Below are 24472 nucleotides of genomic sequence, written 5' to 3' on the forward strand. Positions count from 1 at the left end.
CCGTCTCCGTGTGCGTTCTCTCAGACAGCTGCGAGCCGCAGCTGTGCGGCGCTTTTGACGCTTGATGTACAATTTTGAGTTGTGATATCGTGCTTCGGTAATTTCCGACGGCAAGTCGTTCGATTTTTTGAAAACTCATTTCAGCAGGAGGCAGGAATGCCCAAATACGTTCTGGTCAATCGTCGTGCCGGAAGGTTTACCGAGCAAGCCAAGCTGGCCTCGCGAGCATCGATCGCGAGTGCTTTGTCGCTGGTCCCAAACAACGCCATTCTCGATGACCGCGTTCCCTCGGACAAGCTCGCGCGCCGGGTCGCCGTGCTTGATCTCGACGAGGCCGAAGCGACCAGGCTCGCAAGCCAGGTGACCTCCGACGTTGTCCTCGAACCGCTTATCATTCGCAAGCTTCATCACAGAAAGCCTGCGGAGTTGCGCAATGCAACGCTCGTGACCACCGCCGCCGCAGTAGCGGCAGGCGCAGGCCGCTATCAAGTCACGATCATGGGCGGCGGCAAGCCGCTTGGCGACATCGACGTGATGTTTTATGTCGCCGACCCGTTCGGTACCATCACGACGATTACGGCGCGAGCGTCCGCCAACGGTCAGGCTTCGGTTGCTCTCCGTCCGGGAGACCGCATCAGCTTCGTTGAGCCCATTCCCTATTCCGGCTTCTGGATCATGCTGGCAGAAGCGCCGCCCTCAGGATCGACTATCGATTGTACACCGGTGGCGCCGGCGCCGCAGGGCGGTAAGGCCTGGTGGCACACGGTCACAAAAACTGGCGCCGCGACCGACGGCAAGGGGATCAACGTGGGCGTTATCGATACAGGTTGCGGCCCTCACCCGAATCTCCAGCATGTCACGCTGGTGGGGGCATTCGTCGACGGCGGCGCACTTCCCGCCGCGCAAGCGGTTGATGTCGCGGAACATGGGACCCACACCAGCGGTATCGTCGGTGCGCGGCCACAACAAGCTGGCGACTACATTGGCATGGCACCCGGGAGCAATCTGTTCCATGCCCGCGTATTCAAAGGGGAAGGGCCGGACGATGGTCCGAGCCAGGCGGACCTCATCAACGCCATTGACGCGCTATCGCGCGATCACCAGTGCGATCTCATCAACATGAGCCTTGGCGGCGGCCCGCAATCGGGTGCGGAGGAGGATTGCATTCGCGACGCTCTGGAGCGCGGCACGCTGTGCATCTGTTCCGCCGGAAATGACGGCGGTTCGGTGAATTTCCCTGGTGCCTACCCCGAATGCGTTTCTGTTTCTGCGATCGGGCAAGTTGGTTGGGCGCCGGCGGGGACTTTTTCGGCAGGCAATCGTCCGCGTGAGCCGGGAAAGATGGGGCGGGACAACCTGTTCCTTGCTTCGTTCTCGAGCAATGGTACCGGTCTCGATGCGACCGGGCCGGGTGTGGGGATCGTTTCGACCGTACCCAATCGCGCCGGTGCCACCGGCCTCTATATGGAGATGGACGGAACGTCGATGGCGAGCCCGGCCGTCTGCGCAACCCTCGCCGCAATTCTATCCAGAGACAGCGCCTACGCCGCTCTTCCGCGCGATGCGTCGCGATCCAAGGCAGCCCGGCATCTGCTCGAAGCGAATTGCGTCAGCGTAGGTTTGGCGACTACTCTGCAGGGGTTCGGCCTTCCTGTTGTGGATGATAGCCATGCCCAAGTTTCTAGTAACGTTACGGCGGGATCGACGCCAAAGCCAAAGCGCAAAGCCCGCAGTTGAGGCGGTCAAGCCGTTTCCGGACGTATCGGTCGAACAGGTTCATTCGACCGACATGGTCACTGTGGAGGCGTCGGATGCGGCGGCACAGAAGCTGAAGGACGCGATCGGAGACGACTTTTTCGTCGAACCCGAGATTCGGCGTTCCCTTCACTGAGGGGGCGATTGGGCGCGGCCGTCCGCTTTTGGCTGGCGGTCGCGGTGTCCCGTCATCAGTCTTAGAAATCCCGCATTTGGATTCTTGAACAGGGCGCGCTAATCATCCGCGATGATTGAAGGATGCGTTATGTTCAAGACCAGCGGGCCGCGCCTGCTTGCAGCCGTTGTGCTCGCCATCGCTCTCTCCGCCTGCTCGGCGCGCTACCAGACGCCGACGGCGATGGGCAATGACGACGACGATGCGGTGTGCCAGAGCCGCGGTTACGCTCAGGGCTCGCCGGAATATGTGGCCTGCCGCAAGGACCGCGACGTGCAGCGCAATGCGGCGATCGCTCGCGCCGACAGAAGTCAGCGTAATCTTGGCGAATACATGCTGAACCATCCGTAGCGACGCTTCTTCCGTCATTGCTTCGCTGCGCTCGCAATGACGAGATGGAGCTGCCCAAAACAAAACGCGGCGGTTGCCCCGCCGCGTTTTGCGTTTCGATGACGAAAGAAAGAGCGAGGACTACTCCTCCTCTTCCTCGTGCTTCTTGCCGCCGAGGGTCTTGAGCTTGGCGAACACGGCGTCGACGTTGAGGTCGTCGCTCGACTTCTCGGACGGTTCGTACTCGTCCTTCTTGGTGGTCTCGGATGCCGGCAGCAGGGTGGCGCCGCCATAGGCCGCGTCGATCGGCTTCTCCTTCGCCGCGCGCGCCACTTCGAAATCGAGCTCGATCTGCGAGCAGAGGCCGAGGGTGACCGGGTCGATCGGGGTCAGCTGCGAGGTGTTCCAGTGGGTGCGGTCGCGGACGCTGGCGATCGTGCTCTTGGTGGTGCCGACCAGGCGCATGACCTGGGCGTCCTTGAGCTCCGGATGGCTGCGCAGCAGCCAGAGGATGGCGCTGGGGCGCTCGTGGCGGCGCGACACCGGGGTGTAGCGCGGGCCCTTGCGCTTGGGCTGGGGCGGCAGCACCACCTTGCTCTCCTGGAGGCGGAGCCGGTAGTCCTGGTTCCTCTCGCCCTTCTCGATCTCCTCGCGGGTCAGCTGGCCGTTCGAAATCGGGTCCATGCCCTTGATGCCCTGCGCGGCGTCACCGTCGGCGATCGCGCGTACCTCGAGGGGGTGCATCTTGGTGAAATCGGCGACCTGGTCGAAGGTCAGCGCGGTGTTGTCGAGCAGCCAGACGGCGGTCGCCTTGGGCATCAGAGGTGCGTTGCTCATGGCAAATCTCCTTTGTGCTTCGCCCACCCCTCTGGAGGCGAAACCGGTGGTCATCAGCGATGACAGGGAATTCGCGCTATATAAGCCCGGAGGGGGTAGCCACGCAATGGTTCTGCTATAGATAGTGCCTTGACAGCGCCCGAAAGGGGGCCCAATTCCCTCTCAAGTCGCTATAACGTCCAAGCCGACCGTTTTAGGCCCTTTTCCATCCATCGACCGTCCCCCGCCAGAAGGCGAATGGGTGATTCGGTCCCGAGATCGCTCAATGTCAGCCAAACCAGACCTCAAGATCGTGCTTTGTTCTCCCCGCGGCTTCTGCGCCGGGGTGGTCCGGGCGATCGACACCGTGGAACGGGCGCTCGATAAATACGGCGCCCCCGTCTATGTTCGCCATGAGATTGTGCACAACAAATACGTCGTCGACGGGTTGAAAAAGAAGGGCGCCATCTTCGTCGAGGAGCTGGCGGAGATCCCGGAAAATACCACCGCGCCGGTGGTATTCTCGGCCCATGGCGTGCCGAAGTCGGTTCCGGCCGACGCCACGTCCCGCAATCTGTTTTCGCTCGACGCGACCTGTCCGCTGGTGACCAAGGTGCACCGCGAGGCCGCGATCCACTTCAAGCGTGGCCGCGAGATCTTCCTGATCGGCCATTCGCATCATCCCGAAGTGGTCGGCACGCTCGGCCAGTTGCCGGTCGGCGCGGTCACCCTGATCGAGACCGCCGAGGACGCCAAGACCATCTCGCCGAAGGATCCGAACAACCTCGCCTTCGTGACCCAGACCACGCTGTCGATCGACGACACCGCGGAGATCGTGGCGCTGCTCAAGGAGCGCTTCCCGAACATCAACGGGCCGCACAAGGAAGACATTTGCTACGCCACCACCAACCGCCAGCTCGCGGTGAAGAAGGTGGCGCCGGTGGTCGACGCGCTCATCGTGGTCGGCGCCCCCAATTCGTCGAACTCGCAGCGCCTGCGTGAGGTCGCCGAACGCGAAGGCTGCAGGATCGCGGTGCTGGCGCAGCGCGCCGCCGACATCGACTGGGACAAGTTCGGCAACATCGCGAGCCTCGGTATCACCGCGGGTGCGTCGGCGCCGGAAGTGATCGTCGAGGAGATCATGGACGCGTTCGCCGAGCGCTACACGCTGCATGTGGAGACGGTCTCGGCCGCGGAAGAGAACGAGTTCTTCCCGTTGCCGCGCCAGGTGCGCCCCGAAGCCGCCGCCGAGTAGACCTTTATGGCGGTCTACACCGACGTTGCCGCCGACGAGCTTGCGGATTTCCTGAGGCAATACGATCTCGGCGAGTTGCTCTCCTACAAGGGCATCGCCGAGGGCGTCGAGAACACCAACTTCCTGCTGCACACCAGCAAGGGCTCGTTCATCCTCACGCTCTATGAGAAGCGCGTGGCGAAGAACGACCTGCCGTTCTTCCTCGCGCTGATGACGCATCTCGCCGAGCACGGCGTCAGCTGCCCGCTGCCGGTGAAGGCGAGAGACGGCGAGGCGCTGCACGAGCTGCAGGGACGGCCGGCTGCGATCATCACCTTTCTCGAAGGCATCTGGCCGCGCAAGCCGAACGCGACCCATTGCGCCGGCGTCGGCGAAGGGCTGGCGAAGATGCATCTGGCCGGCGCCAATTTTCCGATCAAGCGTGCCAACGCGCTGTCCGTCGCGGGCTGGCGGCCGCTGTTCGATGCCGCCGCGCACCGTGCCGACGAGGTGCAGCCGGGCCTGCATGCGTTCCTCGCGACCGAGCTCGATTATCTCTCGGGTGGCGTCTGGCCGACCAGTCTGCTCGAGGGCGTGATCCACGCCGACCTCTTCAACGACAACGTCTTCTTCCTCGGCGACAAGCTCTCGGGCATCATCGACTTCACCTTCGCCTGCAACGACATGCTGGCCTATGACGTCGCGATCTGCCTGAACGCCTGGTGTTTCGAGCCGGATCATTCCTTCAATGTCACCAAGGCGCGCGCCTTCCTCAACGCCTATGGCCGTGTGCGAAAGCTCTCCGAGGCGGAAGAGGCTGCGCTGCCGCTGCTGGCGCGTGGCGCTGCGATCCGCTTCCTGCTGACGCGGCTGGTCGACTGGCTCAACGTGCCGCCGGGCGCGCTGGTGAAGCCGAAGGATCCGCTGGAGTATTTTCGCAAGCTGCGCTTCCACCAGAGCGTCTCCAGCGCGCGCGACTATGGGCTGATGCCGTCAGGATTGGTCGCGTGAGCGAGCGTCCCGTTGTCACGATCTATACCGACGGCGCCTGCTCGGGAAACCCCGGGCCCGGCGGCTGGGGCGCGATCCTGAAGTTCGGCGACAAGGAAAAAGAGCTGAACGGCGGCGAGCGCCACACCACCAACAACCAGATGGAATTGATGGCGGCGATCTCCGCGCTCGAAGCGCTGAAGAAGCCGTGCAGCGTCGATCTCTACACCGACAGCCAATATGTCCGGCAAGGCATCACCGGCTGGATCCACGGCTGGAAGCGCAACGGCTGGCGCACCGCCGACAAGAAGCCGGTCAAGAACGTCGAGCTATGGCAGCGCCTCGATGCCGCGCTGAAGGCGCATGAGGTGCGCTGGCACTGGGTGAAAGGCCACGCCGGGCATCCGGAGAACGAGCGGGCGGACCAGCTCGCGCGCGACGGGATCGTGAAGGCGAGGACGCAAGCGCGGGTGGCGGAGTAGGGCGCGCTGTTGGCGCTGTGGCCCAACTGTCATCGCCCGGCTTGACCGGGCGACCCAGTATTCCAGAGACAATTGTGATTGAGCCGAGACGCCTCGGCGTACTGGATGCCCCGCCTTCGCGGGGCATGACAGTGTCTCTTGCCGCTAAGAGATGCTCAGAGCTGCCCCAGCAGCGTATCGCCGCCGGAGACCTCGACCTTGCCGGGCATGGCTTCGAGGTTCAGCTTCTTGACCACGCCGTCCTCGACCAGCATCGAGTAGCGCTTGGAGCGGATGCCGAGGCCGTTGCCGGAGGCATCGAGCTCCATGCCGATCGCCTTGGCGAAGTCGGCATTGCCGTCGGCGAGGAAGATCGCCTCGTCGCGCTGGTCGGTGTCGCGCTTCCAGGCGTTCATGACGAAGGCGTCGTTGACGGAGACGATCGCGATGGTGTCGACGCCCTTGTCCTTCATGGCATAGGCGTTGAGGAAGATGCTCGGCAGATGCATCTTGTGGCAGGTGCCGGTGTAGGCGCCGGGCACCGCGAACAGCGCCACCTTCTTGCCCTTGAAGATATCGTCGGTGGTCTTCACCTGCGGGCCTTCCGCCGTCATCACGCGGAATTTCGCCTCGGGCAGCTTGTCGCCAGTCTGGATCGCCATCGTCAGTCTCCCTGAAAATCGGTCCCGCTTTGTAGACCGTGCGGCCGGGAGGCACAATATTGCCAGCGCGGGAAGCAGTAAGGGCCTCAGCCCTTCACCGTTATGTCATCAGCCGGCAAAACCGCCGCCGTCGAGGAAAGCCTGTTCGTCAGCCGTGGTTTCGCGGCCGAGGACATTGTTGCGGTGAGGGAAGCGACCGAACCGGCGGATGATCTCGGTGTGCTCTGCGGCCGATTTCTGGCTCTCTTTGTTGCCGGTCCCGCGAAACAGCGAGACGCAATGCTCCTGGTCGCCGAGATGCTCGGAATGCATCAGCGGCATATAGAGGAATTCGAGCAGGGCAGGATCGACCCTGCCTCCGGCGCCCCTTTCGATGGCGCGCCGGGCAATGTCGAGCGCCAGCGCGTCGCTGGAAAAGGCCGCTTGCGTACCGCGAAACATATTGCGGGGAAACTGGTCGAGCACGATGAGGAGCGCCAGCGTGCCCTCATCGCTGGCCTCCCAGGACGCCAGCCGGCCGGCAGCGGCCTGTTCCCACACATTGAGATAGCGACGCCTGACCTCGGCGTCGAAAGCGTCGTTGCGCTTGTACCAGGCGTCGCGACCGGCCTCGCGCCAGAAGGCGAGAATGCCGGCTGGCGCCACGTGAGAGATCTCTGACATCAGCAAAAGACGGCTTACGCCGCCTGGGCCTTCTTCTCGTCGCGCAGCTCGCGGCGCAGGATCTTGCCGACATTGGTCTTGGGCAGGTCGGCACGGAATTCGATCTGCTTCGGTACCTTGTAGCCGGTGAGCTGCTCGCGGCAGAACTTGATGACGTCCTCCGCCGTGAGGTTCGGGTCCTTCTTCACCACGAAGGCCTTCACCGCTTCGCCGGACCCGCTGTCGGGAACGCCGATCACGGCGCATTCCAGCACGCCCGGATGGCTCGCGATCACTTCCTCGATCTCGTTCGGATAGACGTTGAAGCCGGAGACCAGGATCATGTCCTTCTTGCGGTCGACGATCTTGGTAAAACCCTTCTCGTCCATCACGCCGATGTCGCCGGTGCGGAAATAGCCGTCCGCAGTCATGACCTTCGCGGTCTCCTCCGGCCTGTTCCAGTAGCCCGACATCACCTGCGGGCCCTTGGCGCAGATCTCGCCGGGCTGGCCGAGCGGGACTTCGTTGCCGTCGTCGTCGCGGATCGAGATCCAGGTCGAGGGCACGGGAATGCCGATCGATCCGGAGAATTCGGTCGTGGTCGCGGGATTGCATGTCAGCGTCGGCGAAGTCTCGGACAGGCCGTAGCCCTCGGCGATGAAGCAGCCGGTCACGTTTTTCCACTGCTCGGCCACCGGGCGCTGCACCGCCATGCCGCCGCCGTTCGATATTTTCAGCTTGGAGAAGTCGAGCTTCTTGAAATCAGGATGATGCATCAGGCCGTTGTAGAGCGTGTTGACGGCCGGGAAGCTGTTGACCTGGTATTTTGCGAGCTCCTTGACGAAGCCCGCGATGTCGCGCGGGTTGGGGATCAGGAGATTGCAGCCGCCGGCGCGCACCGCGAGCAGGTAGCAGGCCGTCAGTGCGAAGATGTGATAGAGCGGCAGCGCGCAGACGATCATCAGCTGCTCGACATGCGGCGGCGCATTGAGTGCCGGCTGCAGCCAGGCGTCGTTCTGCAGCACGTTGGCGACGATGTTGCGGTGAAGCAGCGTGGCGCCCTTGGAAACGCCGGTGGTGCCGCCGGTATATTGCAGGAAGGCGACGTCGCCGGGCGACAGCTTCGGCTTGTTGAAGGTCTGGCCACGTCCGGCCGACAGCGCGTCGTTGAACGAGACCGCGCCCGGCAGCGACCAGGCCGGCACCATCTTCTTGACGCGGCGGACGACGACATTGACGATCACGCCCTTGAAGCCGAGCAGATCGCCCATGCTGGCGACGATGACATGCTTGACCGGCGTCTTCGCGACCACCTGCTCGACGGTGTGCGCAAAGTTCTCCAGCACGATGATGGCTTCGGCGCCGGAATCCTTGAGCTGATGCTCGAGCTCGCGCGGGGTGTAGAGCGGATTGACATTGACGACGGCAAAGCCGGCGCGGAGCACCGCGGCGGTGGCGACCGGATATTGCAGCACGTTCGGCATCATGATCGCGACGCGCGCGCCGCGCTGCAGACCGCGACCCTGCAGGTAAGCGGCGAGCGCCAGCGACATCTGGTCGAGGTCGCGATAGCTGATCGCCTTGTCCATGCAGATGAACGCCTTGCGGTCGGCGAACTTGGTGAAGCTCTCCTCCAAGAGGTCGACCAGCGATGCGTATTGCGTCGGCTCGATATCAGCGGGCACGCCGGGCGGATATTGCTTGAGCCAGATGCGCTCCATGGAAACTCCCCTCTCTTATACCAGAGCCCGTTGTGTCTCGGGCTTGCCTCATTGCCGGCAGTATCGAGCCTGCCGGAACGGCTGGCAAGCGGTCGAGGCTTAGGGCAAAGGCCGGAGAGTGGCTACTGGAATCGTCGCAAGTCGCTGCCGCATGTGCGAAGTGCGGCTCGCGCGTCAACGGGACTGCAGTGTTAACCTAGCTGTTGTTCGGCGCGGGCTTCGGCTTGGTGGCCGCCTTGGGCTTGGCGGGCTTTGCGGCCTGATCGCCGCTCGCCGCCGGCTTATCTGCAGCAGGCTTGGCCGCGGCGTGCTTGCTCGCCGGCGGCTTTGCCGCAGTCTTGGCATCGCTCTTGGCGTCCGCCTTGGCAGCCGCGTCAGGCTTGGCGGCCGCCGGTTTCGCCGCGGCTGTTTTGGCATCGCTGCCGGCGTCGGGCTTCTTGGCGGTACGCGACTTCTTGCCACGCGCCTTCGGTGGGGTCTGCTGATCGGTGTCGGCCGCGACCGCCGCAACCAGGGCCGCGCCGGTGCGGGTCGGGCCGGTGTAGACCACCACGGGCTCCGCAGCTTCCGGGGCCGAGGCCATCAGCTCGGACGCCTTCATCAGCGGCGGCTGGAGGCCGGCGGTGAAGAACGTCACCGGGGCGGCGCCGCCGGTTAAGGAGCCGCTGCCGGTGCCGTTGGTCGCGATCAGCGCATCGTCGTCGTCACTGGCCGGCCGCTTGCGGTGACCGCCGCACATCTCCTCGCGGAGGTTCGGTGGCGAGGCGTCGACCGGCACGAGGTTCTCGACCGTGCCGAGCGAGGGCCGCAGCCACGACAGATTGTCCTGGCTGAAGCCGCGCTCCAGCAGCTGCGCCGCCTTCACCGCGCGTGCGGTGCCGGAATTGGCGCCGAGCACCACCGCGATCAGGCGGCGGCCGTTGCGCGTCGCGGAAGCCACGAGGTTGTAGCCGGAGGCGCAGATGAAGCCGGTCTTGAAACCGTCGGCACCGGGATAGCGGCCGATCAGCTTGTTGAAATTGCCGGTGACGCGCTTGCCGAAGCGGATCGCCGGAATGTGCACGAAGTACTCGTATTCCGGCAGGTCGCGCAGGAACGAGCGGGCGAGAATGCCGAGGTCACGGGCCGAGGTGACGTGTCCGTCCGCAGGCAGGCCGTTCGGGTTGACGTAGTTCGTCTGCGTCATGCCGAGCTTCTTCGCGGTGTCGTTCATCATCACGGAGAAGCCATCGATCGAGCCGCCGAGGCCTTCGGCGAGCACCACGGCCATGTCATTCGCCGACTTGACCATCATCATCTTCAGCGCGTTGTCGACGGTGAGCTGTGTTCCCGGACGGAGGCCCATCTTCGAGGGCGACTGCGAGGCAGCCGTCGGCGACACCGTCAGCAGCGTGTCCAGCGTGATCTTGCCGTCCTTCACCGCCTTCAACGTCACATAGGCGGTCATGATCTTGGTGACGGAGGCCGGATACCAGGGGATCGTTGCGTTGTCCGCCTGCAGCACCTTGCCGCTGTCGGCTTCGATCAGAAGCAGCGCCTCTGCGTTTGCGATGCGCGGTGCGAGCAGCGCGCCGACTGCGAGAGCCGCGGCCAACAGGTTGAACAGGGGCTTGCGAAGCAGCGGGCGAAAGGCGTGCACTATCCGATTCCGGTCCTTGGAGATCCGCCGGTTCCGGTCGGGATCTCGTGATCTCTGTTCGGTTCTGAAATCCAGCGCCGCCGCTCGCGGCAGCGCAAACCTATACCGGCTCTTGCGTCGAGAATAGGGGCTTCGGCCGGGTATTCCGCAACGAAATAGGCCGAATTTCGACGGTGCTGCGGGGACTTGCTAAGGGGATTTGGCGGCAGAGGCCGCGGCCTCGGCGGCAACGCCAGCCTTCGCACGTTCCTGCACCATGAACTGGGCCTTGGCGAGCTCGGCAAAATGGCCGCCTTTGGCCACGAGTTCATCGAAAGTTCCGCTTTCGATCACCCGGCCGTTCTGGAACACCAGGATCCGCGTGGCATTGCGGATGGTGGAGAGACGGTGGGCGATCACGAAGGTGGTGCGGCCCTTCATCACTTCATCGAGAGCAGCGTTCACCTTGGCCTCGGTGACCGCATCGAGCGCGCTGGTCGCCTCGTCCAGGATCAGGATCGGCGGGTCCTTCAGCAGCGCCCGGGCGATCGACAGCCGTTGCCGCTCGCCGCCGGACAGCATGCGGCCACGCTCGCCGGCGTTGGTCTCGAAGCCGCCGCTGCGCTCGATGAATTCGATCGCCTGCGCACGCTCGGCGGCCTTGCGCATCTCGGCCTCGGTCGCGTCAGGCTTGCCGACGCGCAGATTCTCGGCGATCGAGCGGTTGAACAGCAGCGCTTCCTGGAACACGACGCCGATGTTTCGCCGCAGCGATGTCAGCGTGACGCCGCGCACGTCCATGCCGTCGATCCTGATGATTCCGGATTGCGGATCGAAGGCGCGATGCAAGAGCGCAATCGCGGTCGATTTGCCGGCGCCGGTCGGGCCGACCAGCGCGATGGTCTGGCCGGGCAGCGCGGTGAAGGAGAGGTCCTCGATCGCCGGCCGCTTGCCGTCATAGGAGAAGGTGACGTCGTTGAACTCGACGAGGCCGGAGAGGCGCCCCGCATCGATCGCGTCGGGCCGGTCGTGCACCGCGGGCACGGCGTCGAGCACGTTGAAGAACTCGCGCAGGCGCGGCGCTTCCATGAACACGTTGTTGATGAAGCTCACGACCTGCTCGAGCTTCTGGATCAGCAGCGTCGCGAAGCTCACGAACATCACGATCTCGCCGACCGAGGTGAGGCCCTGGTCGTGCAGGGCGATGCCGAGCGTGAAGATCGCGAGCACGGTGATGGTGGTGGAGGCGCGCGTGATCACGGTGACGAGCGCCCACCATGACAGCACCGGCATTTGCGCCGCGAGCAGCTGGTCGGCGACCGAGCGCAACCCCTGCACCTCGGACTCGACGCGCACAAAGCTCTGCACCAGCGCGACGTTGCCGAGCGCGTCGGAGGCGCGCGCGGACAGCTCGCTATACTGCTCCTCGACCGCCATCTGCATGCCGAAGGTCTTGCGCACCACGAAGGTGGTCAGCGCGGTGAAGACGACGCAGAGCACGAACAGCAGGATCGCCAGCCGCCAGTTCAGGTACAGCGACAGCGGCAGCAGCACCACCACCGACAGGATGGCGGCAAAGTGCTCGCGGAAGAAGCCGAGCCAGAGCCGCCACAGCGCGTCCGTGCCGTTGAGCATCACCTTCATCAGCCGGCCCGAATGCGTGCCGGAATGGAACGTCAGCGGCAGTTGCAGGATGTGCTCGAAATAGCTGGTCAGCACCGCCTGGCGCTGGCGGTGGGAGAGACGGTCGGCCTGCAAGGCCACCAGCGCGCTGCAGGCGATGGTGAACAATCCGAACGCGACCCATGCCATCAGGAATGGCCAGGCCGAGTTCGAGCCCGCCACCGTCTTGCCGGAGAGCACATCGACGATCCGGCCGAACAGCACCGGCTCGGCGAATTGTGAACCCGCCAGCAGGAGGTTGGCGAACGCCAGCAGCCAGCCAAGGCGCGCCTCCTTGCCGAGCAGCTCGAGAACGCGGGTGTAGAGACGGAGGATGGGCATGCGGACGAAGAACTCGGGCGGGTCAGGGAGCCGATATTCTAAGCAGGGATTGCCCGCGAGATACAGCAGAAGCTGCCGGTTTTGCTCAATTGATGAGCCGGCTTTCGACCGGTGGCAGGAACCGGTCGTCGAAGATGTCGCCCGCTGCCGGACGCTTGCGGAATCTGAAATCTTCCGCGATCTGGTCGATCGCGCGCTCCAGGCGTGCCGGGTCGACGCCGCCGAGGCCGTTACGCCGGACCTCGTCGGTCAGGATGTTGTCGGCGAGCACCGTGCGCAGGCGCGCGAGCTCGAGGTCGCGGTCGCCGTCGTCGATGCGGCCGGCGGCCTCGTCCGCCGCGCGCGCCGGCTCCTTCGCAGTTGCGTTGATGCCCGCAATCAGCGCGCGGACAAAACCTTTCACCGCATCCGGCTTCGCCGCAGCGAAGGCGGGATTGGCGACGACCGCAAAACCGTAGGCCTCGCAGCCATAGTCGGCATAACGCAGCACGGCGAGGTCGTCGGCCGGCACGCCGCGGTCGCGCAAATTCACCGCCGAGAGATAGGAGAAGCCGGCGACGGCGTCGACCTGTCCCGCCGAGAGCACCGGCTCGCGCACCGCCGCGCTCATCTTGAAGAATTTCACGCGCGAGACGTCGATGCCGTTCTGCCGGGCCAGCGCCGGCCACAGCCGGATCGAAAGATCGCTGTCGGCGACGCCGATGGTCTTGCCGTCGAGATCGGAGAGCAGATGGATGCCGCGGCTCTTGCGGGCGACGATCGCGTAAGGCGCGCGGTTGAACAGCACGAACACCGCCTTGACCCTCGGCGCGTCGGCCTTGTCGCGAAAGCGAATGAGCTCGTTGATGTCGACGAGCGCGAGCTCGCTATCGCCTTTCGCAACGCGCGCAAGTGCCTCCGGCGAGCCGGCCGCGCTGTTGAAGGAGACGTTGAGGTGCTCGGCGCCGAACTGGCCGTCCTTCGCGGCCATGAAGAACGGCGCCATGCTCGCATCGACCGGTCGGTCGAAGGTGAGGTGGATTGCCACAGACGGCGCGGCGCTCTCGGTCGCATGGACGTCGCGTGCGGCAAGCACGAGCGAGAGGACCAACAGGACGTGAGAGACGATCGTCTTGATTCCAACCATCGGTCGCGCCGGTTCCGCATTGTTGTGGTTTCGTGACGCTCGCAGCGCCGGCCGCGGACAACTCTGATCGCCTCAACCTGAACGGTAGATGAGCGGTGGTTGCGTCATGATCACGCAGCCCCATTCATCTCCCGTTCGGGTTGGGGAACCCAACATGGGCTGCGGGTGTTTGGAAGACATGAGCCTGTCTCGAGGCACCAATGACGGTCCCAAGGAGGGTCCAAGCGATGTTTGACCGATTTTCGAAACTTGCCGGCCGCAAGGCCGTTCTCGCCACCGCCGCGGTGCTGGCGCTGACCACCGTCGCCCCCACCGCATCGTTCGCAGGCGGTCGCCACTGGCATGGTGGTGGCGGTGCGGCCTTCGCCGGCGCGGCCATTGCCGGCGCCATCGGCACCGGGCTTGCGATCGCCGCGACCCGTGACGCCTACGCCTACGACGCTCCCGCTTATTACGGTCCCGGTCCGGTCTATTACGATGAGGGCCCCGTCTACTACCATGGCCCGTACACCGGCCCGGGCAGCCGCGAATACCCGGGCAATGGCAGCGTCGGCCGCGACCCCTTCGCCAGCTGCAGCCGAAGCGGCGCCGGTTGTTGGTAAGTCATTGACCACGAAAGGCCGGCGCGCTTGCCGCGCCGGCCTTTTTTGTCCTTTATTGTCAACCGTTAACGCGTCGACCGTTTGTTTAGAGTAGTTTTGCGTACATGAGTGATTCGCTTGAGCGGCTATATCTGGCTGTGCTCGCGGCCAGGGACCTTGATCCGGCAACATCGCGCACTGCCCGGCTGTTTCAGCGTGGGCCCTCCAAAATGGCGAAGAAACTGGCCGAAGAGGCGATCGAGGTCGTGATCGATGCGGTCAACGGCGACACCGAGGCCGTGGTCCGGGAAAGTGCCGATCTGCTCTACAATCTCACCGTGCTCTGGGCTTCCGCCGGCGTGCGCCCCGAGGACGTCTGGCGTGAAATGTCGCGGCGTGAGGACATGTTGGGCATTGCCGAAAAGCTGCCGAAGTCGCCGGCGAAGCTGCCCAAAGTCGCGTCAGCGGGTATCTCGGCCCGGCGGCCAATTGTCGCGCTCGAAGGCCGCGCGGCGCGCAAGCGGCACTAAATCGTCACAAAACTGGCGATGGACAAATCCGTCCCATGGTGCTTCATCGCGGCGCCATGCTGAAACGTATCTACGACTGGTGCATCGACGCCGCCCACAAGCCTTACGCGCTCTGGATCATGGGGGCCGTGGCTTTTGCCGAAAGCTCCTTCTTTCCCGTTCCCCCGGACGTGATGCTGATCCCGATGTCGCTGGCGCGCCCACAGCGCGCCTGGCTTTATGCCGCGATCTGCACGGCCACCTCGGTGATCGGCGGCCTGCTCGGCTACGCCATCGGCGCGCTGCTGTTCGACTCGGTCGGTCACTGGCTGATCCAGGTCTACGGTCTCGGCGACAAGGTCGATGCCTTCCGTGCCTCCTACGCGGAGTGGGGCGCGGTGATCATCCTGCTCAAGGGCCTGACGCCGATCCCCTACAAGCTCGTCACCATCACCTCGGGCTTTGCCGGCTACAATCTCGTCCTTTTCGTCCTGTGCTCGATCGTCGCGCGCGGCGGCCGCTTCTTCATCGTGGCGATCCTGCTCAACCGCTACGGCGACTGGATCCGGCACAAGCTCGAGGAGCATCTCGGATTGTGGGTGGCGCTCGGCGCCGCGGTGTTGGTGCTCGGATTCGTGGTGGCGATCAAGCTGATCTAGGCAAGCTGATCTAGGCAAGCTGATCTAGGACAGAGATCCGCAACGCTTTCACGCCGCGCCGGCTTCGGTTACGGTTGTCCCTATGATGGTTCGATCCGGAAACCCGGCAGTGCGGCTCGGGACGCTGATCTCAGCGGTGCTGCTGCTCCTGCCCGGTGCCGGCGGGATCGGGTGGGCGCAATCGGCGCCGCCGTCGCTCGGGCTGCAGGAGCAGGGGCCGCAGGCTGCGCCGCCGCCGTCGACGCCCGCGCCTTCTGAAAACCCCGGGCTGATCAATGAAATGGGCAAGCTGTTCGACAAGCTGCCCTCGATCCTGCCGCCGATCAAAAGCCCGAGCGAGACCATGAACGATCTGTCGCGCCTGGCGCGGCCGTCCACCATGGTGTCGGGGCGCGTGGCCTGTCCGGTCTCGTCGAACGGCGGGGCCGACTGCAAGCTCGCAGCCAACCAGCTCTGCCAGAGCAAGGGCTACCAGGAAGGCAAGAGCCTCAACACCGATTCAGCCGAGAAGTGCTCGGCCAAGGTTCTCATTCCGGGCAGGCAACGCAAACCGGATGATTGCCGCACCGATACCGTCGTCACCAGCGCGCTGTGCCAGAACTGACGCCGCGCGCGAGCAGCAAGGAGTGCCCATGAGCCGCACGGAGCAGGACTTCCTCGGACAGCGTGAGATCGCCGACGACATCTACTACGGTGTCCAGACCATCCGGGGTAAGGAGAACTTCCACATCACCGGCATTCCCATGAACCAGGAGCCTTACTTCGTGAAGGCGCTGGGTTATGTGAAGAAAGCCGCAGCGATGGCCAACCGCGATCTCGGCGCGATCGACACGAAGGTCGCGGATGCGATCATCCTCGGCTGCGACCGTGTCATCGCCGGCGACATGATGGACCAGTTCGTCACCGACTTCATCCAGGGCGGCGCCGGCACCTCGACCAACATGAACGCCAACGAGGTGATCGCCAACCTCGCGCTGGAATCGCTCGGCTTCCACAAGGGCGAATACCAGCACGTCAGTCCGAACGACCACGTCAATTACGGCCAGTCCACCAACGACACCTATCCGACCGCGTTCCGGCTCGCGCTGATCCTGCGGCTCGAGAGCTACATGACGGCGCTGCGCCAGCTCCAGGAGGCCTTCTTCGCCAAGGGCCGCGAGTTCGAACGCGTGCTGAAGATGGGCCGCACCCATCTTCAGGATGCCGTGCCGATGTCGCTTGGCGCCGAATTCCGGGGATGGGGCACCACGATCGGCGAAGAGGTCGACCGCATCTCGGAGGCGCGCGCGCTGCTGCGCGAGATCAATCTCGGCGCCACCGCGATCGGTACCTCCGTCACCGCGGCGATTGGTTATCCCAAGCTCGCGGTCAGGCATCTGAGTGCGCTGACCGGCGTCGACTTCATTCTCGCCGGCGATCTCGTCGAGGCGACCTCGGACACCGGCGCCTATGTTCAGCTCTCCGGCGTGCTGAAGCGCACCGCGAGCAAGCTGACGAAAATCTGCAACGACATCCGCCTGCTCGCCTCGGGCCCGCGCGCCGGCTTCAACGAGATCAACCTGCCGCAATTGCAGCCGGGCTCCTCGATCATGCCGGGCAAGGTCAACCCCGTGATCCCCGAGGTCGTCAACCAGACCAGCTTCCTCGTCATCGGGCTCGACACCACCGTGACGCTTGCTGCGAGCGCCGGTCAGCTCCAGCTCAACGTGATGGAGCCGGTGATCTCGTTTGCGCTGTTCTTCTCGATCCGCACCATGGAGCGCGCGGTCAACAGCCTGCGCGAGAATTGCGTCGTCGGCATCACCGCCAACGAGGAGCACACCCGCAACATGGTGCTGAACTCGCTCGGCATCGTCACGGTGCTGAAGCCGCTGCTCGGCTACAAGCAATGCGCCGAGATCGCGCGCGAGGGCTACAAGAGCGGCAAGTCGCTGCACCAGATCGTGGTGACCGAACGCAAGCTGCTGACGCAGGAAAAATGGGACGAGATGTTCTCGTTTGAGCGGCTGATCAATCCGGATTTGGTTGGGTGATTCCGTTGCGGCGTTGATGGTGCCACACCTCTCCCATAGGGAGAGGTCGGCGCGCAGCGCCGGGTGAGGGGTTTCGCTTGCTCGTGGACTTGATCCCCTCACCCGAATTGCTGCGCAATTCGACCTCTCCCCATGGGAGAGGTGAAGCAGGAATTCCGCGCGTTGGAATTGCGGTAGCGGCGTCCGCCACGGCGCCAAAACGCAATACTTGACAGTGGAAAGATTGCCTTGTTGGTATGGCCCCCAACCTTCAATGCGTCTGTCAGCAAAGGATCGCTCCGCAATGTCCATGCCTGCTCTGTTCAAGGGACGCCTGTCGATCCCCGTGATCGGTTCGCCGCTCTTCATCATCTCGGTGCCCGACCTCGTGATCGCGCAGTGCAAGGCCGGTGTGGTCGGCTCTTTCCCGTCGCTGAACGCGCGGCCGCCGGAATTGCTCGACGAATGGCTGGCGCGGATCACCGAGGAACTCGCTGCCTACGACCGCGCCCATCCCGACAAGCCGTCGGCGCCGTTTGCGGTCAACCAGATCGTGCACAAGTCGAACAACCGGCTCGACCACGACATGCAGCTCTGCGCCAAGTACAAAGTGCCGATGATCATCTCCTCGCTCGGCGCGCGCGAGGAGCTCAATCAAGCCGTTCACGGCTGGGGCGGCATCGTCTTCCACGACGTGATCAATCAGAAATTCGCCCACAAGGCGATCGAGAAGGGCGCCGACGGCCTGATCCTGGTTGCGGCCGGCGCCGGCGGCCATGCCGGCACCATCTCGCCGCTCGCCTTCGTTGCCGAAACCCGCAAGTGGTTTGACGGTCCGATCGCGCTGTCGGGCGCCATCGGCAACGGCAAGGCGATCCGTGCCGCGCGCATCCTCGGTGCCGACTTCGCCTATATCGGCTCGGCCTTCATCGCCACCAAGGAAGCCAACGCGGTCGAGAAGTACAAGGAGATGATCGCGGGCTCGACGGCCGACGACATCGTCTATTCCAACCTCTTCACCGGCGTGCACGGCAATTACCTGAAGCCGTCGATCCTCGCCGCCGGCATGGATCCGGAAAACCTGCCGACATCCGATCCCTCCAAGATGAACTTCGGCACCGACGCCTCCGGCGAGCGCGCCAAGCCGAAGGCCTGGAAGGAAATCTGGGGCTCCGGCCAGGGCATCGGCAGCGTCGAGGGCATCTTGCCCGCCGCCGATCTGATCGCGCGCTTCAAGAAGGAATACGACGAGGCGGTCGATCCGCCGTTGTGATGGCGCTCGCAATGCCCGCCATCTACCGTGTCGACGGCAACCGCGTCGTCACCAGCCCCGATGCCGCCGGTCCGTGGGACCGGCGCATGCAGCACGGCTCGGCGCCATCGGCGTTGGTGACGTGGGCGGCGGAGCGGATCCCGACGCCCGTGCCGATGCATATCGCGCGCGTCACCATCGATCTGATGCGCCCGGTGCCGGTGGCGCCGCTCGCGATCGAGAGCAAAGTGTTGCGCGAGGGCCGCAAGATCCAGCTCTGCGAGATCAAGCTGCTTGCCGACGGCGTGCAGGTCGTCGGCGCCACCGTGCTCAAGATCAAGCAGCAGTCACAGCCGCTGCCCGACGACGTCAGGGAGTTGCCGGTCACGCTGCCGTCGCCGGAGGACTCGCTGGTCGAGGACGGCCACGGTGCGACCAGTCCGTTCGCGGGAATGATGTCGATGCGCGCCGCGCGCGGCCGCTTCGGCCAGGCCGGTGCCGGCGCGATCTGGTTTCGCCTCGACCATCCGCTGGTCGAAGGCGAGGCGGTTTCGCAGGCGATGCGCGCCGTGGTCGCCGCCGATTTCTCCAACGGCACCGCTTCGACGCTCGACTTCCGCACCTGGACCTACATCAACGCCGACCTCTCGGTGAGCCTGGCGCGTCAGCCGGTCGGCGACTGGATCCTGCTCGACGGCGAATCCTGGATCGGCCCTGATGGCGCCGGCCTCGCGATGTCGCGGCTCGCTGACCGCCAAGGCTATTTTGGCCACGCGGTGCAGAGTTTGGTGATCGAGAAGCGTTGAGCGTTGCGGCATGCGCCGCGGTTGCTGCGTGGGCCGATTGAACGGCAGGCTTCCGCCGCCGCGGAAGGGATGCATGGCCGTGCTGGACCAGGGCATCCTGCCAGTTCACACTCCGTAGAAGATCTTGATCTCCCACAGCACCACGACGATAGCCGTGATCAACGTGATCGCGGCGACTGCACTTTCCAGGGAAGCGACTCTCATTGCTTACTCCGCTTCCCAGCCCCATCAGCGGTCTATTTGATTCCCTGATTCGCCTGCAATCGGGTGGTCGCCACGGGCACGTACTCCGTCACGCATTGTGGTGCCGCGGCCACAACAGCTCCGTAGAATCCCGGATGGGAATGCTGATCATTCCTGCCATTTCGCGCGATACGTGTATTCCGAACCCGTCGCTGCAATCAGGGAGATTATCCGACCATCCGGTCGCGTCCGCTCCAGAAGCCGGCGCGCAGCACCTTCTTGTCGACCTTGCCGACGCCGGTCATCGGCAGCTGCTTGACGAACTGGATCTGTTTCGGCGCATGCGCGGAACCCTTTCGCGTCCGTACCAGATTGATCAGCTCGTCCGGATCGGGCTTGGCGCCCTCGCGCGGCACCACGATGGCCGTGACCGCTTCGCCCCATTTTTCGTCCGGCACGCCGACCACCGCGACCATCGCGACATCGGCGTGTTGCGACAGCACGTCCTCCACCTCGCGCGGAAAGATGTTGAAGCCGCCGGTGACGATCATGTCCTTCTTGCGATCGAGAATGAACATGTAGCCGCGCTCGTCCTGGCGCGCGATGTCGCCGGTGTGGACCCAGCCGTTCTTCAACGTCTCCGCGGTGATGTCAGGCCGCTTCCAGTACTCAGCCATCACATGCGGCGCGCGCACGCAGATCTCGCCGGCTTCACCCGTCTGCACCTCCTGATCGTCGTCGTCGAGGATTTTGACCTCGCACGCTGCGATCGGGAAACCGCAGGACAGGAATAATTCCGGCGTCCTGGGATCGTGATCCTTCTTCCGCAATACCGAGACCGGATAGCATTCGGTCTGGCCGTAGAGCTGCGAGAACACCGGTCCGATACGCTCGATGCCTTCGACCAGCCGGCTCGGCGACATCGCCGACGCGCCGTAGAGCACGAGCTCGAGCGAGGAGAGATCGGTCTTGTCAAGCGCGGGATGATCGAGCAGCACATAGATCATGGTCGGCACGAACAGCGTGAAGTTGATGCGCTCGCGCGCGATCGTTGCCAGCACGGCCTCGGGATCGAAGCCTTTCAGCATGTGCACGGTGCCGCCGCGCATCAGCGTCGGCAGCACCTTTGTGCCGGCGACGTGGCTGATCGGGGCGACGGTGAGATAGCGCGCGGCGTCGGGGATCTCGAAATCGGCGAGGATGGCGCCGGCCGCACCGGCGTTCTCGCGATGATAACGCAGCGCGCCCTTGGATTTCCCGGTCGTGCCGCCGGTGTAGTTGAGCGTGGAGAGATCATCGAGATTTGCGAGGCACCGTGCGCTGGCATGTCCCGCGCCCTCGATCGCGTGCAAGAGGTCGACGCCGTAGTCGGCCGGCCCCATCGTGAAGACCGCCTTGAGTCGAGTTGCTTTCGTAGCGAGCTCGCCGCCGCGATCACGGAAGGCGGCCACATCGACCACCAGCACGTCCGCTTCGGAATCTTCGAGCTGAAACAACTGGTCGCTCTCCGATCCCAGCGGATGCAGCCAGGTCGTGCAGCATCGCGACAATTGCGCGGCGACGCCGGCGCACCAGGTGTCGGCGCGGTTCGCGGTGAGGAAGGCGACGCGGGCGCCGGGCTGCAAGCCGAGCCGCATGAATACGCCCTGGATGCGTCCGATCAGATCGAGCGTGCCCTGATAGCTCAGCGATCCGCCGGGCCATGCGAACGCCGTGCGGCCGGGATAGCGCGCCAACGCCCGTAGCGTCTGCGCACAAGTCGGTGACGATGCGTGGAGCGGATCGGACATATGTTTCCTCGTTGCTTTGTCATCGGCTTGTGTCGTGCCAATGTTTGCGCGCAAGGCTAGCACAGCGAATGCGGGATGGAACGACAAAGCCCGCGCGGGAGATTTGCGTGACATCCGATCGACTTCAACGTTTTCGCGATCGTCTTGGCCTGCCTTTGATCGCGGCGCCGATGTTTCTGGTGTCGGGCGTCGAACTGATGGTCGCGGCCTGCCGCAACGGCGTGATCGGTAGCTTCCCCACCGTGAATTGCCGCAGCACGGAACAGCTCGACGACTGGCTCACCGAGATCGCGACGCGGTTGCGTGCACACGAGGACCAGACTGGCCGCAAGGCTGCGCCGCTCTGTCCGAACTTGATCGTGCATCGCTCCAACGCGCGGCTGGAGCAGGATCTTGCCGTGCTGCTCGAGCACCGGCCCGAGATCGTCATCACATCGGTCGGCTCGCCGGCGCCGGTGTTGAAGCCGTTGCATGATGCGGGTGCATTGGTACTGGCGGACGTTGCCTCGATCCGCCACGCCGAACGCGCGGCGGCTGAAGGCGCCGATGGATTGGTGCTGCTCACCGCGGGCGCGGGCGGGCAGACCGGCTGGCTCAACCCGTTCGCCTTCGTCCGCGCGGTGCGCGCGTTCTACGACGGCATCATCGTGCTCGCCGGCGGCATCGGCGACGGCCACGCGCTGCACGCGGCCGAGGTGCTCGGCTGCGATCTCGGCTACATGGGCACGAAGTTCATCGCGACGCGCGAGAGCATGGCGGACGAACGCCACAAGCAGATGCTGGTCGAGAGCAGCGCCGACGACATTCTGCTGACCACCGCCTTCACGGGCCTGCAGACCAGCATGCTGAAGCCGTCGATCGTCGCGGCCGGGCTCGATCCTGATGATCTCCCGGCGCGCGGCGCCATCGACATCGGCAAGGACATCGACGTCAGCGCGCGCGAGAACCGCCCCAAACGCTGGCGCGACATCTGGAGCGGCGGGCACTCGACGTCCGGTGTCACCGAGGTGGTGGCTGTCGACGATCTCGTTGCCCGGACGGCCGCCGAATACCGTGAGGCGACGGGGCGATAGCGTTCCGCGCCGCCCAGCACGGTTAATCCCGCATGGCTCCGCAAGCCCGCACTTAACGGCAGATTAACCATCGCCCGCCAAGAATCCCCCTCACGGCCGCCAATCAGGACGAGAGGGACAGGCGATGGATTTCGATTTTCTCAACAGCAAGACAGCCGCAACGCTGGACGAGATCCGCGTCCGCGTCGCGCATGCTCTGGCTCGCCACCCGCTCTGCCGCAATGTCCGCTTCGACATCGTCAGCGTTCCCCGCACCCGCCGGGGCGGCAATTGGACGGTGACGCTGCAATCGGTCGAGCCCCGCGCCGTCTGGGAGGCCTCGGAGATCGTCGCCGACATCCAGGATGCCTACGATCTGGCTGCAGCTGCCTGATTTCATTCGGCTTTTTGGCCTCGTCGCCGCAGGCTTGGTGATTGTCGCCGCAAAGGCACACTCAAGCCTTATTTCGTGCCCTTTTGCCGGGCACCGTTGACAACATCGTGAAGCGGTTCTTCCGGAGAGACGTTTGTCCAGAGCCATCACCCTCATTGTGCTGACCTGTTTCCTCGTCCTCGGCGCCGCCACCACTGCCATCCTCGGGCGCGACAGCGTGCCCAGCGTCAGTGCCGAGATGATCACCCAGGCTGCGCCGAAGCCGCTCGCCGCCAACCGGGCCGCGAAGGCCGACCGGCTGGTTCCGACGCTGGCGCTGGCGTCGGCCGCCATTAACCCGGTGCAGGTTCCCGCCGACCAGCTTTCGCAGGCACCCGTCCTGACCGAGCCGCTGCGTCAGGCCTTTGCGGCGGCGACCCCTGCCGATTTCCCGATGCCCAAATCGGCTTCATCGGCGAACGTCAACGAGGCGCCCGCTCCTGCGGAAACCTCCGCCGCCATCGAGGCTGCACCGAAGCCGAAGGCGATCTCGAAGCCGCAGCCGCAAAAGACCTATTCGCTGCTCTCCGAGGTGCAGATCGCCGGCATCAGGGATCGCCTGAAGCTGTCGTCGTCGCAGGAATACTACTGGCCCTCGGTCGAGTCCGCGCTGCGCAACGTCGTCCGCAAGATCTCGGCGAACAGGCTCTCCAATCCGAACGGCCCGAACGTGCAGATCGATCCGAACTGCGACGAGGTTCAGCAGTTGAAGTCGGCCGCAATGCCGCTGCTGTTCCAGCTGCGTGACGACCAGAAGGAAGAAGTGCGCAAGCTCGCCCGCATCATCGGGCTCGAGAAGGTCGCGCAGCAGATCTGAAGCTGGAGTTCCTCAGAGGAACCGCGCGCCCATCAGGAACATCCGGTAATCGACAGGCGTTGCCCGCTCCAAACAGGGAGTGGGCCAAATGCGCGCCTCGACAGCCTATTTCGTCGGTGCCGGATCGATCGTCGCCGCTATCGCCATTGGTCTCGGCGGCGGCATCGTTGCCGGCAATATCATGCATCCGATCGCGCCCAAGCAGGGCCCGGACACGAGCAAGATGGAACGGCGCGCGGAAGCCGCCAAGCCGGCCACGACGAGCGCGCCGTCGGAGCGCGTGCAATATCTCACGGGATCGCAATCCTTCGGCGCGATGATCGCGGCGCCCGCACAGGCACAGGGCGACGCCAAGCCTGAAACCAAGCCCGATGTGACGACCACCCAGGCAAGCGCTGAACCCGCGGCAGCGCCGCCTCCGCAGACAGCGGCCGCGGTCGAGCCGCCCAAACCGGCTCCGCCGCTTTCGCAAGCGACAAAACCCGTCGAGCAACAGGCTTCGACCGAGCCGGCATCCTCGCCTGACAACGCGTTTGCCAAGGCCAGGGAGTCTGACGTGAAGCGTGCTGCGTCCGAGCGGCGGCGTGCGGAGCGGCACGAACGCTGGGCCGAGCGTCGCCGTTACGACACGCGCGATGCACGCGGCGGACGAGATCAGACCGATTGGGATGATGTCGCGCGCAACGTTCGCGCGGATTCCGATAGCCGTGATGTCGTCGTCCGCCGTCCGCGCGGTGGCTTCGCGTTGTTCGGTCCGGATGACGACGACTAGCATCCGACCGGCATGTCGCCGCGCACGCGAACGTGAGCGGCGGTTCGTTCGAGGGCAGCGCTTGCCTTAATT

24 protein-coding genes are annotated in these 24472 nt (G+C 64.6%); 16 read left to right on the plus strand and 8 right to left on the minus strand.

Going from position 1 to position 24472, the window contains the following annotated elements; genetic code table 11:
• Window positions 1-156: 156 nt before the first annotated feature.
• Both NLM32_RS05125 and NLM32_RS05130 read left to right on the plus strand, forming a co-directional pair.
• Window positions 157-1737: a S8 family serine peptidase gene (locus NLM32_RS05125; RefSeq protein ID WP_254128176.1), complete on the plus strand. Its 1581-nt coding sequence runs from the start codon at window positions 157-159 to the stop codon at window positions 1735-1737.
• A gap of 283 nt (window positions 1738-2020) precedes the next feature.
• Window positions 2021-2281 (plus strand): hypothetical protein, encoded by a 261-nt coding sequence (locus tag NLM32_RS05130; RefSeq protein WP_254128177.1) that lies wholly within the window; start codon window positions 2021-2023, stop codon window positions 2279-2281.
• A 120-nt stretch (window positions 2282-2401) separates the two neighbouring features.
• Here NLM32_RS05130 and NLM32_RS05135 read toward each other — a convergent pair whose 3' ends face one another.
• Window positions 2402-3097 (minus strand): DUF1013 domain-containing protein, encoded by a 696-nt coding sequence (locus NLM32_RS05135; protein WP_254128178.1) that lies wholly within the window; start codon window positions 3095-3097, stop codon window positions 2402-2404.
• Window positions 3098-3362: 265 nt separating this feature from the next.
• Here NLM32_RS05135 and ispH point away from each other — a divergent pair, with 265 nt between their 5' ends.
• Genes ispH through rnhA form a run of 3 tightly spaced genes read left to right on the plus strand, consistent with a single transcriptional unit; the run spans window position 3363 to window position 5782 of the window.
• A complete protein-coding gene (gene ispH / locus NLM32_RS05140) occupies window positions 3363-4331 on the plus strand; it encodes a 4-hydroxy-3-methylbut-2-enyl diphosphate reductase (RefSeq protein WP_254128179.1) in 969 nt (322 codons plus the stop codon).
• 6 nt (window positions 4332-4337) lie between these two features.
• Window positions 4338-5321, plus strand: coding sequence for a homoserine kinase (locus NLM32_RS05145; RefSeq protein ID WP_254128180.1), 984 nt, complete (start codon window positions 4338-4340; stop codon window positions 5319-5321).
• The gene (gene rnhA / locus NLM32_RS05150) at window positions 5318-5782 is read left to right on the plus strand and encodes a ribonuclease HI (RefSeq protein WP_254128181.1); all 465 of its coding nucleotides are present in this window, start codon (window positions 5318-5320) and stop codon (window positions 5780-5782) included. The genes NLM32_RS05145 and rnhA overlap by 4 nt, the downstream gene beginning before the upstream one ends.
• Before the next feature lie 155 nt (window positions 5783-5937).
• Here rnhA and NLM32_RS05155 read toward each other — a convergent pair whose 3' ends face one another.
• The 6 genes from NLM32_RS05155 to NLM32_RS05180 all read right to left on the minus strand — a co-directional run bounded on the left by NLM32_RS05155 (window position 5938) and on the right by NLM32_RS05180 (window position 13534).
• Entirely contained in the window at window positions 5938-6423 is a 486-nt protein-coding gene (locus NLM32_RS05155) for a peroxiredoxin (RefSeq protein WP_007597501.1), read from the minus strand.
• Between the two features lie 108 nt (window positions 6424-6531).
• Window positions 6532-7086 carry a DUF924 family protein gene (locus NLM32_RS05160; RefSeq protein ID WP_254128182.1) on the minus strand — a complete coding sequence of 185 codons (555 nt, stop codon included), beginning with the start codon at window positions 7084-7086 and terminating at the stop codon, window positions 6532-6534.
• A gap of 14 nt (window positions 7087-7100) precedes the next feature.
• Window positions 7101-8786 carry a long-chain fatty acid--CoA ligase gene (locus tag NLM32_RS05165; RefSeq protein ID WP_254128183.1) on the minus strand — a complete coding sequence of 562 codons (1686 nt, stop codon included), beginning with the start codon at window positions 8784-8786 and terminating at the stop codon, window positions 7101-7103.
• Between the two features lie 196 nt (window positions 8787-8982).
• Window positions 8983-10425, minus strand: coding sequence for a D-alanyl-D-alanine carboxypeptidase family protein (locus tag NLM32_RS05170; RefSeq protein WP_254128184.1), 1443 nt, complete (start codon window positions 10423-10425; stop codon window positions 8983-8985).
• 189 nt (window positions 10426-10614) lie between these two features.
• Window positions 10615-12408: a glucan ABC transporter ATP-binding protein/ permease gene (locus NLM32_RS05175; protein WP_254128185.1), complete on the minus strand. Its 1794-nt coding sequence runs from the start codon at window positions 12406-12408 to the stop codon at window positions 10615-10617.
• Between the two features lie 85 nt (window positions 12409-12493).
• Entirely contained in the window at window positions 12494-13534 is a 1041-nt protein-coding gene (locus NLM32_RS05180) for an ABC transporter substrate-binding protein (protein WP_254128186.1), read from the minus strand.
• 227 nt (window positions 13535-13761) lie between these two features.
• Here NLM32_RS05180 and NLM32_RS05185 point away from each other — a divergent pair, with 227 nt between their 5' ends.
• From NLM32_RS05185 to NLM32_RS05215, 7 genes are all read left to right on the plus strand, one after another.
• On the plus strand, window positions 13762-14136 hold the full coding sequence (locus tag NLM32_RS05185) for a hypothetical protein (RefSeq protein WP_254128187.1): 375 nt from the start codon (window positions 13762-13764) through the stop codon (window positions 14134-14136).
• A 104-nt stretch (window positions 14137-14240) separates the two neighbouring features.
• Entirely contained in the window at window positions 14241-14645 is a 405-nt protein-coding gene (gene hisE, locus NLM32_RS05190; protein ID WP_254128188.1) for a phosphoribosyl-ATP diphosphatase, read from the plus strand.
• A gap of 35 nt (window positions 14646-14680) precedes the next feature.
• Window positions 14681-15283 carry a YqaA family protein gene (locus NLM32_RS05195; protein ID WP_254128189.1) on the plus strand — a complete coding sequence of 201 codons (603 nt, stop codon included), beginning with the start codon at window positions 14681-14683 and terminating at the stop codon, window positions 15281-15283.
• 82 nt (window positions 15284-15365) lie between these two features.
• A complete protein-coding gene (locus NLM32_RS05200; RefSeq protein ID WP_254128190.1) occupies window positions 15366-15887 on the plus strand; it encodes a hypothetical protein in 522 nt (173 codons plus the stop codon).
• Window positions 15888-15915: 28 nt separating this feature from the next.
• Window positions 15916-17316 carry an aspartate ammonia-lyase gene (locus NLM32_RS05205; protein WP_254128191.1) on the plus strand — a complete coding sequence of 467 codons (1401 nt, stop codon included), beginning with the start codon at window positions 15916-15918 and terminating at the stop codon, window positions 17314-17316.
• Window positions 17317-17599: 283 nt separating this feature from the next.
• Window positions 17600-18568, plus strand: coding sequence for a nitronate monooxygenase family protein (locus NLM32_RS05210; RefSeq protein ID WP_254128192.1), 969 nt, complete (start codon window positions 17600-17602; stop codon window positions 18566-18568).
• Window positions 18569-18579: 11 nt separating this feature from the next.
• Entirely contained in the window at window positions 18580-19353 is a 774-nt protein-coding gene (locus tag NLM32_RS05215) for a thioesterase family protein (protein WP_254128193.1), read from the plus strand.
• 410 nt (window positions 19354-19763) lie between these two features.
• On the opposite strand, the gene NLM32_RS05220 is transcribed toward NLM32_RS05215, so the two are convergent.
• Window positions 19764-21326, minus strand: a complete 1563-nt coding sequence (locus NLM32_RS05220) for an AMP-binding protein (RefSeq protein ID WP_254128194.1) — start codon at window positions 21324-21326, stop codon at window positions 19764-19766.
• A 107-nt stretch (window positions 21327-21433) separates the two neighbouring features.
• On the opposite strand from NLM32_RS05220, the gene NLM32_RS05225 reads away from it, so the two are divergent.
• From NLM32_RS05225 to NLM32_RS05240, 4 genes are all read left to right on the plus strand, one after another.
• Window positions 21434-22399: a nitronate monooxygenase family protein gene (locus NLM32_RS05225; RefSeq protein ID WP_254128195.1), complete on the plus strand. Its 966-nt coding sequence runs from the start codon at window positions 21434-21436 to the stop codon at window positions 22397-22399.
• A gap of 124 nt (window positions 22400-22523) precedes the next feature.
• Window positions 22524-22772 carry a hypothetical protein gene (locus tag NLM32_RS05230; protein WP_194479426.1) on the plus strand — a complete coding sequence of 83 codons (249 nt, stop codon included), beginning with the start codon at window positions 22524-22526 and terminating at the stop codon, window positions 22770-22772.
• A 133-nt stretch (window positions 22773-22905) separates the two neighbouring features.
• Window positions 22906-23628 (plus strand): hypothetical protein, encoded by a 723-nt coding sequence (locus tag NLM32_RS05235; RefSeq protein ID WP_254128196.1) that lies wholly within the window; start codon window positions 22906-22908, stop codon window positions 23626-23628.
• An 88-nt stretch (window positions 23629-23716) separates the two neighbouring features.
• Window positions 23717-24400: a hypothetical protein gene (locus NLM32_RS05240; protein WP_254128197.1), complete on the plus strand. Its 684-nt coding sequence runs from the start codon at window positions 23717-23719 to the stop codon at window positions 24398-24400.
• Window positions 24401-24472: the final 72 nt, after the last annotated feature.

Source organism: Bradyrhizobium sp. CCGUVB14 (genome assembly GCF_024199935.1).
Taxonomy (GTDB): Bacteria; Pseudomonadota; Alphaproteobacteria; order Rhizobiales; family Xanthobacteraceae; genus Bradyrhizobium.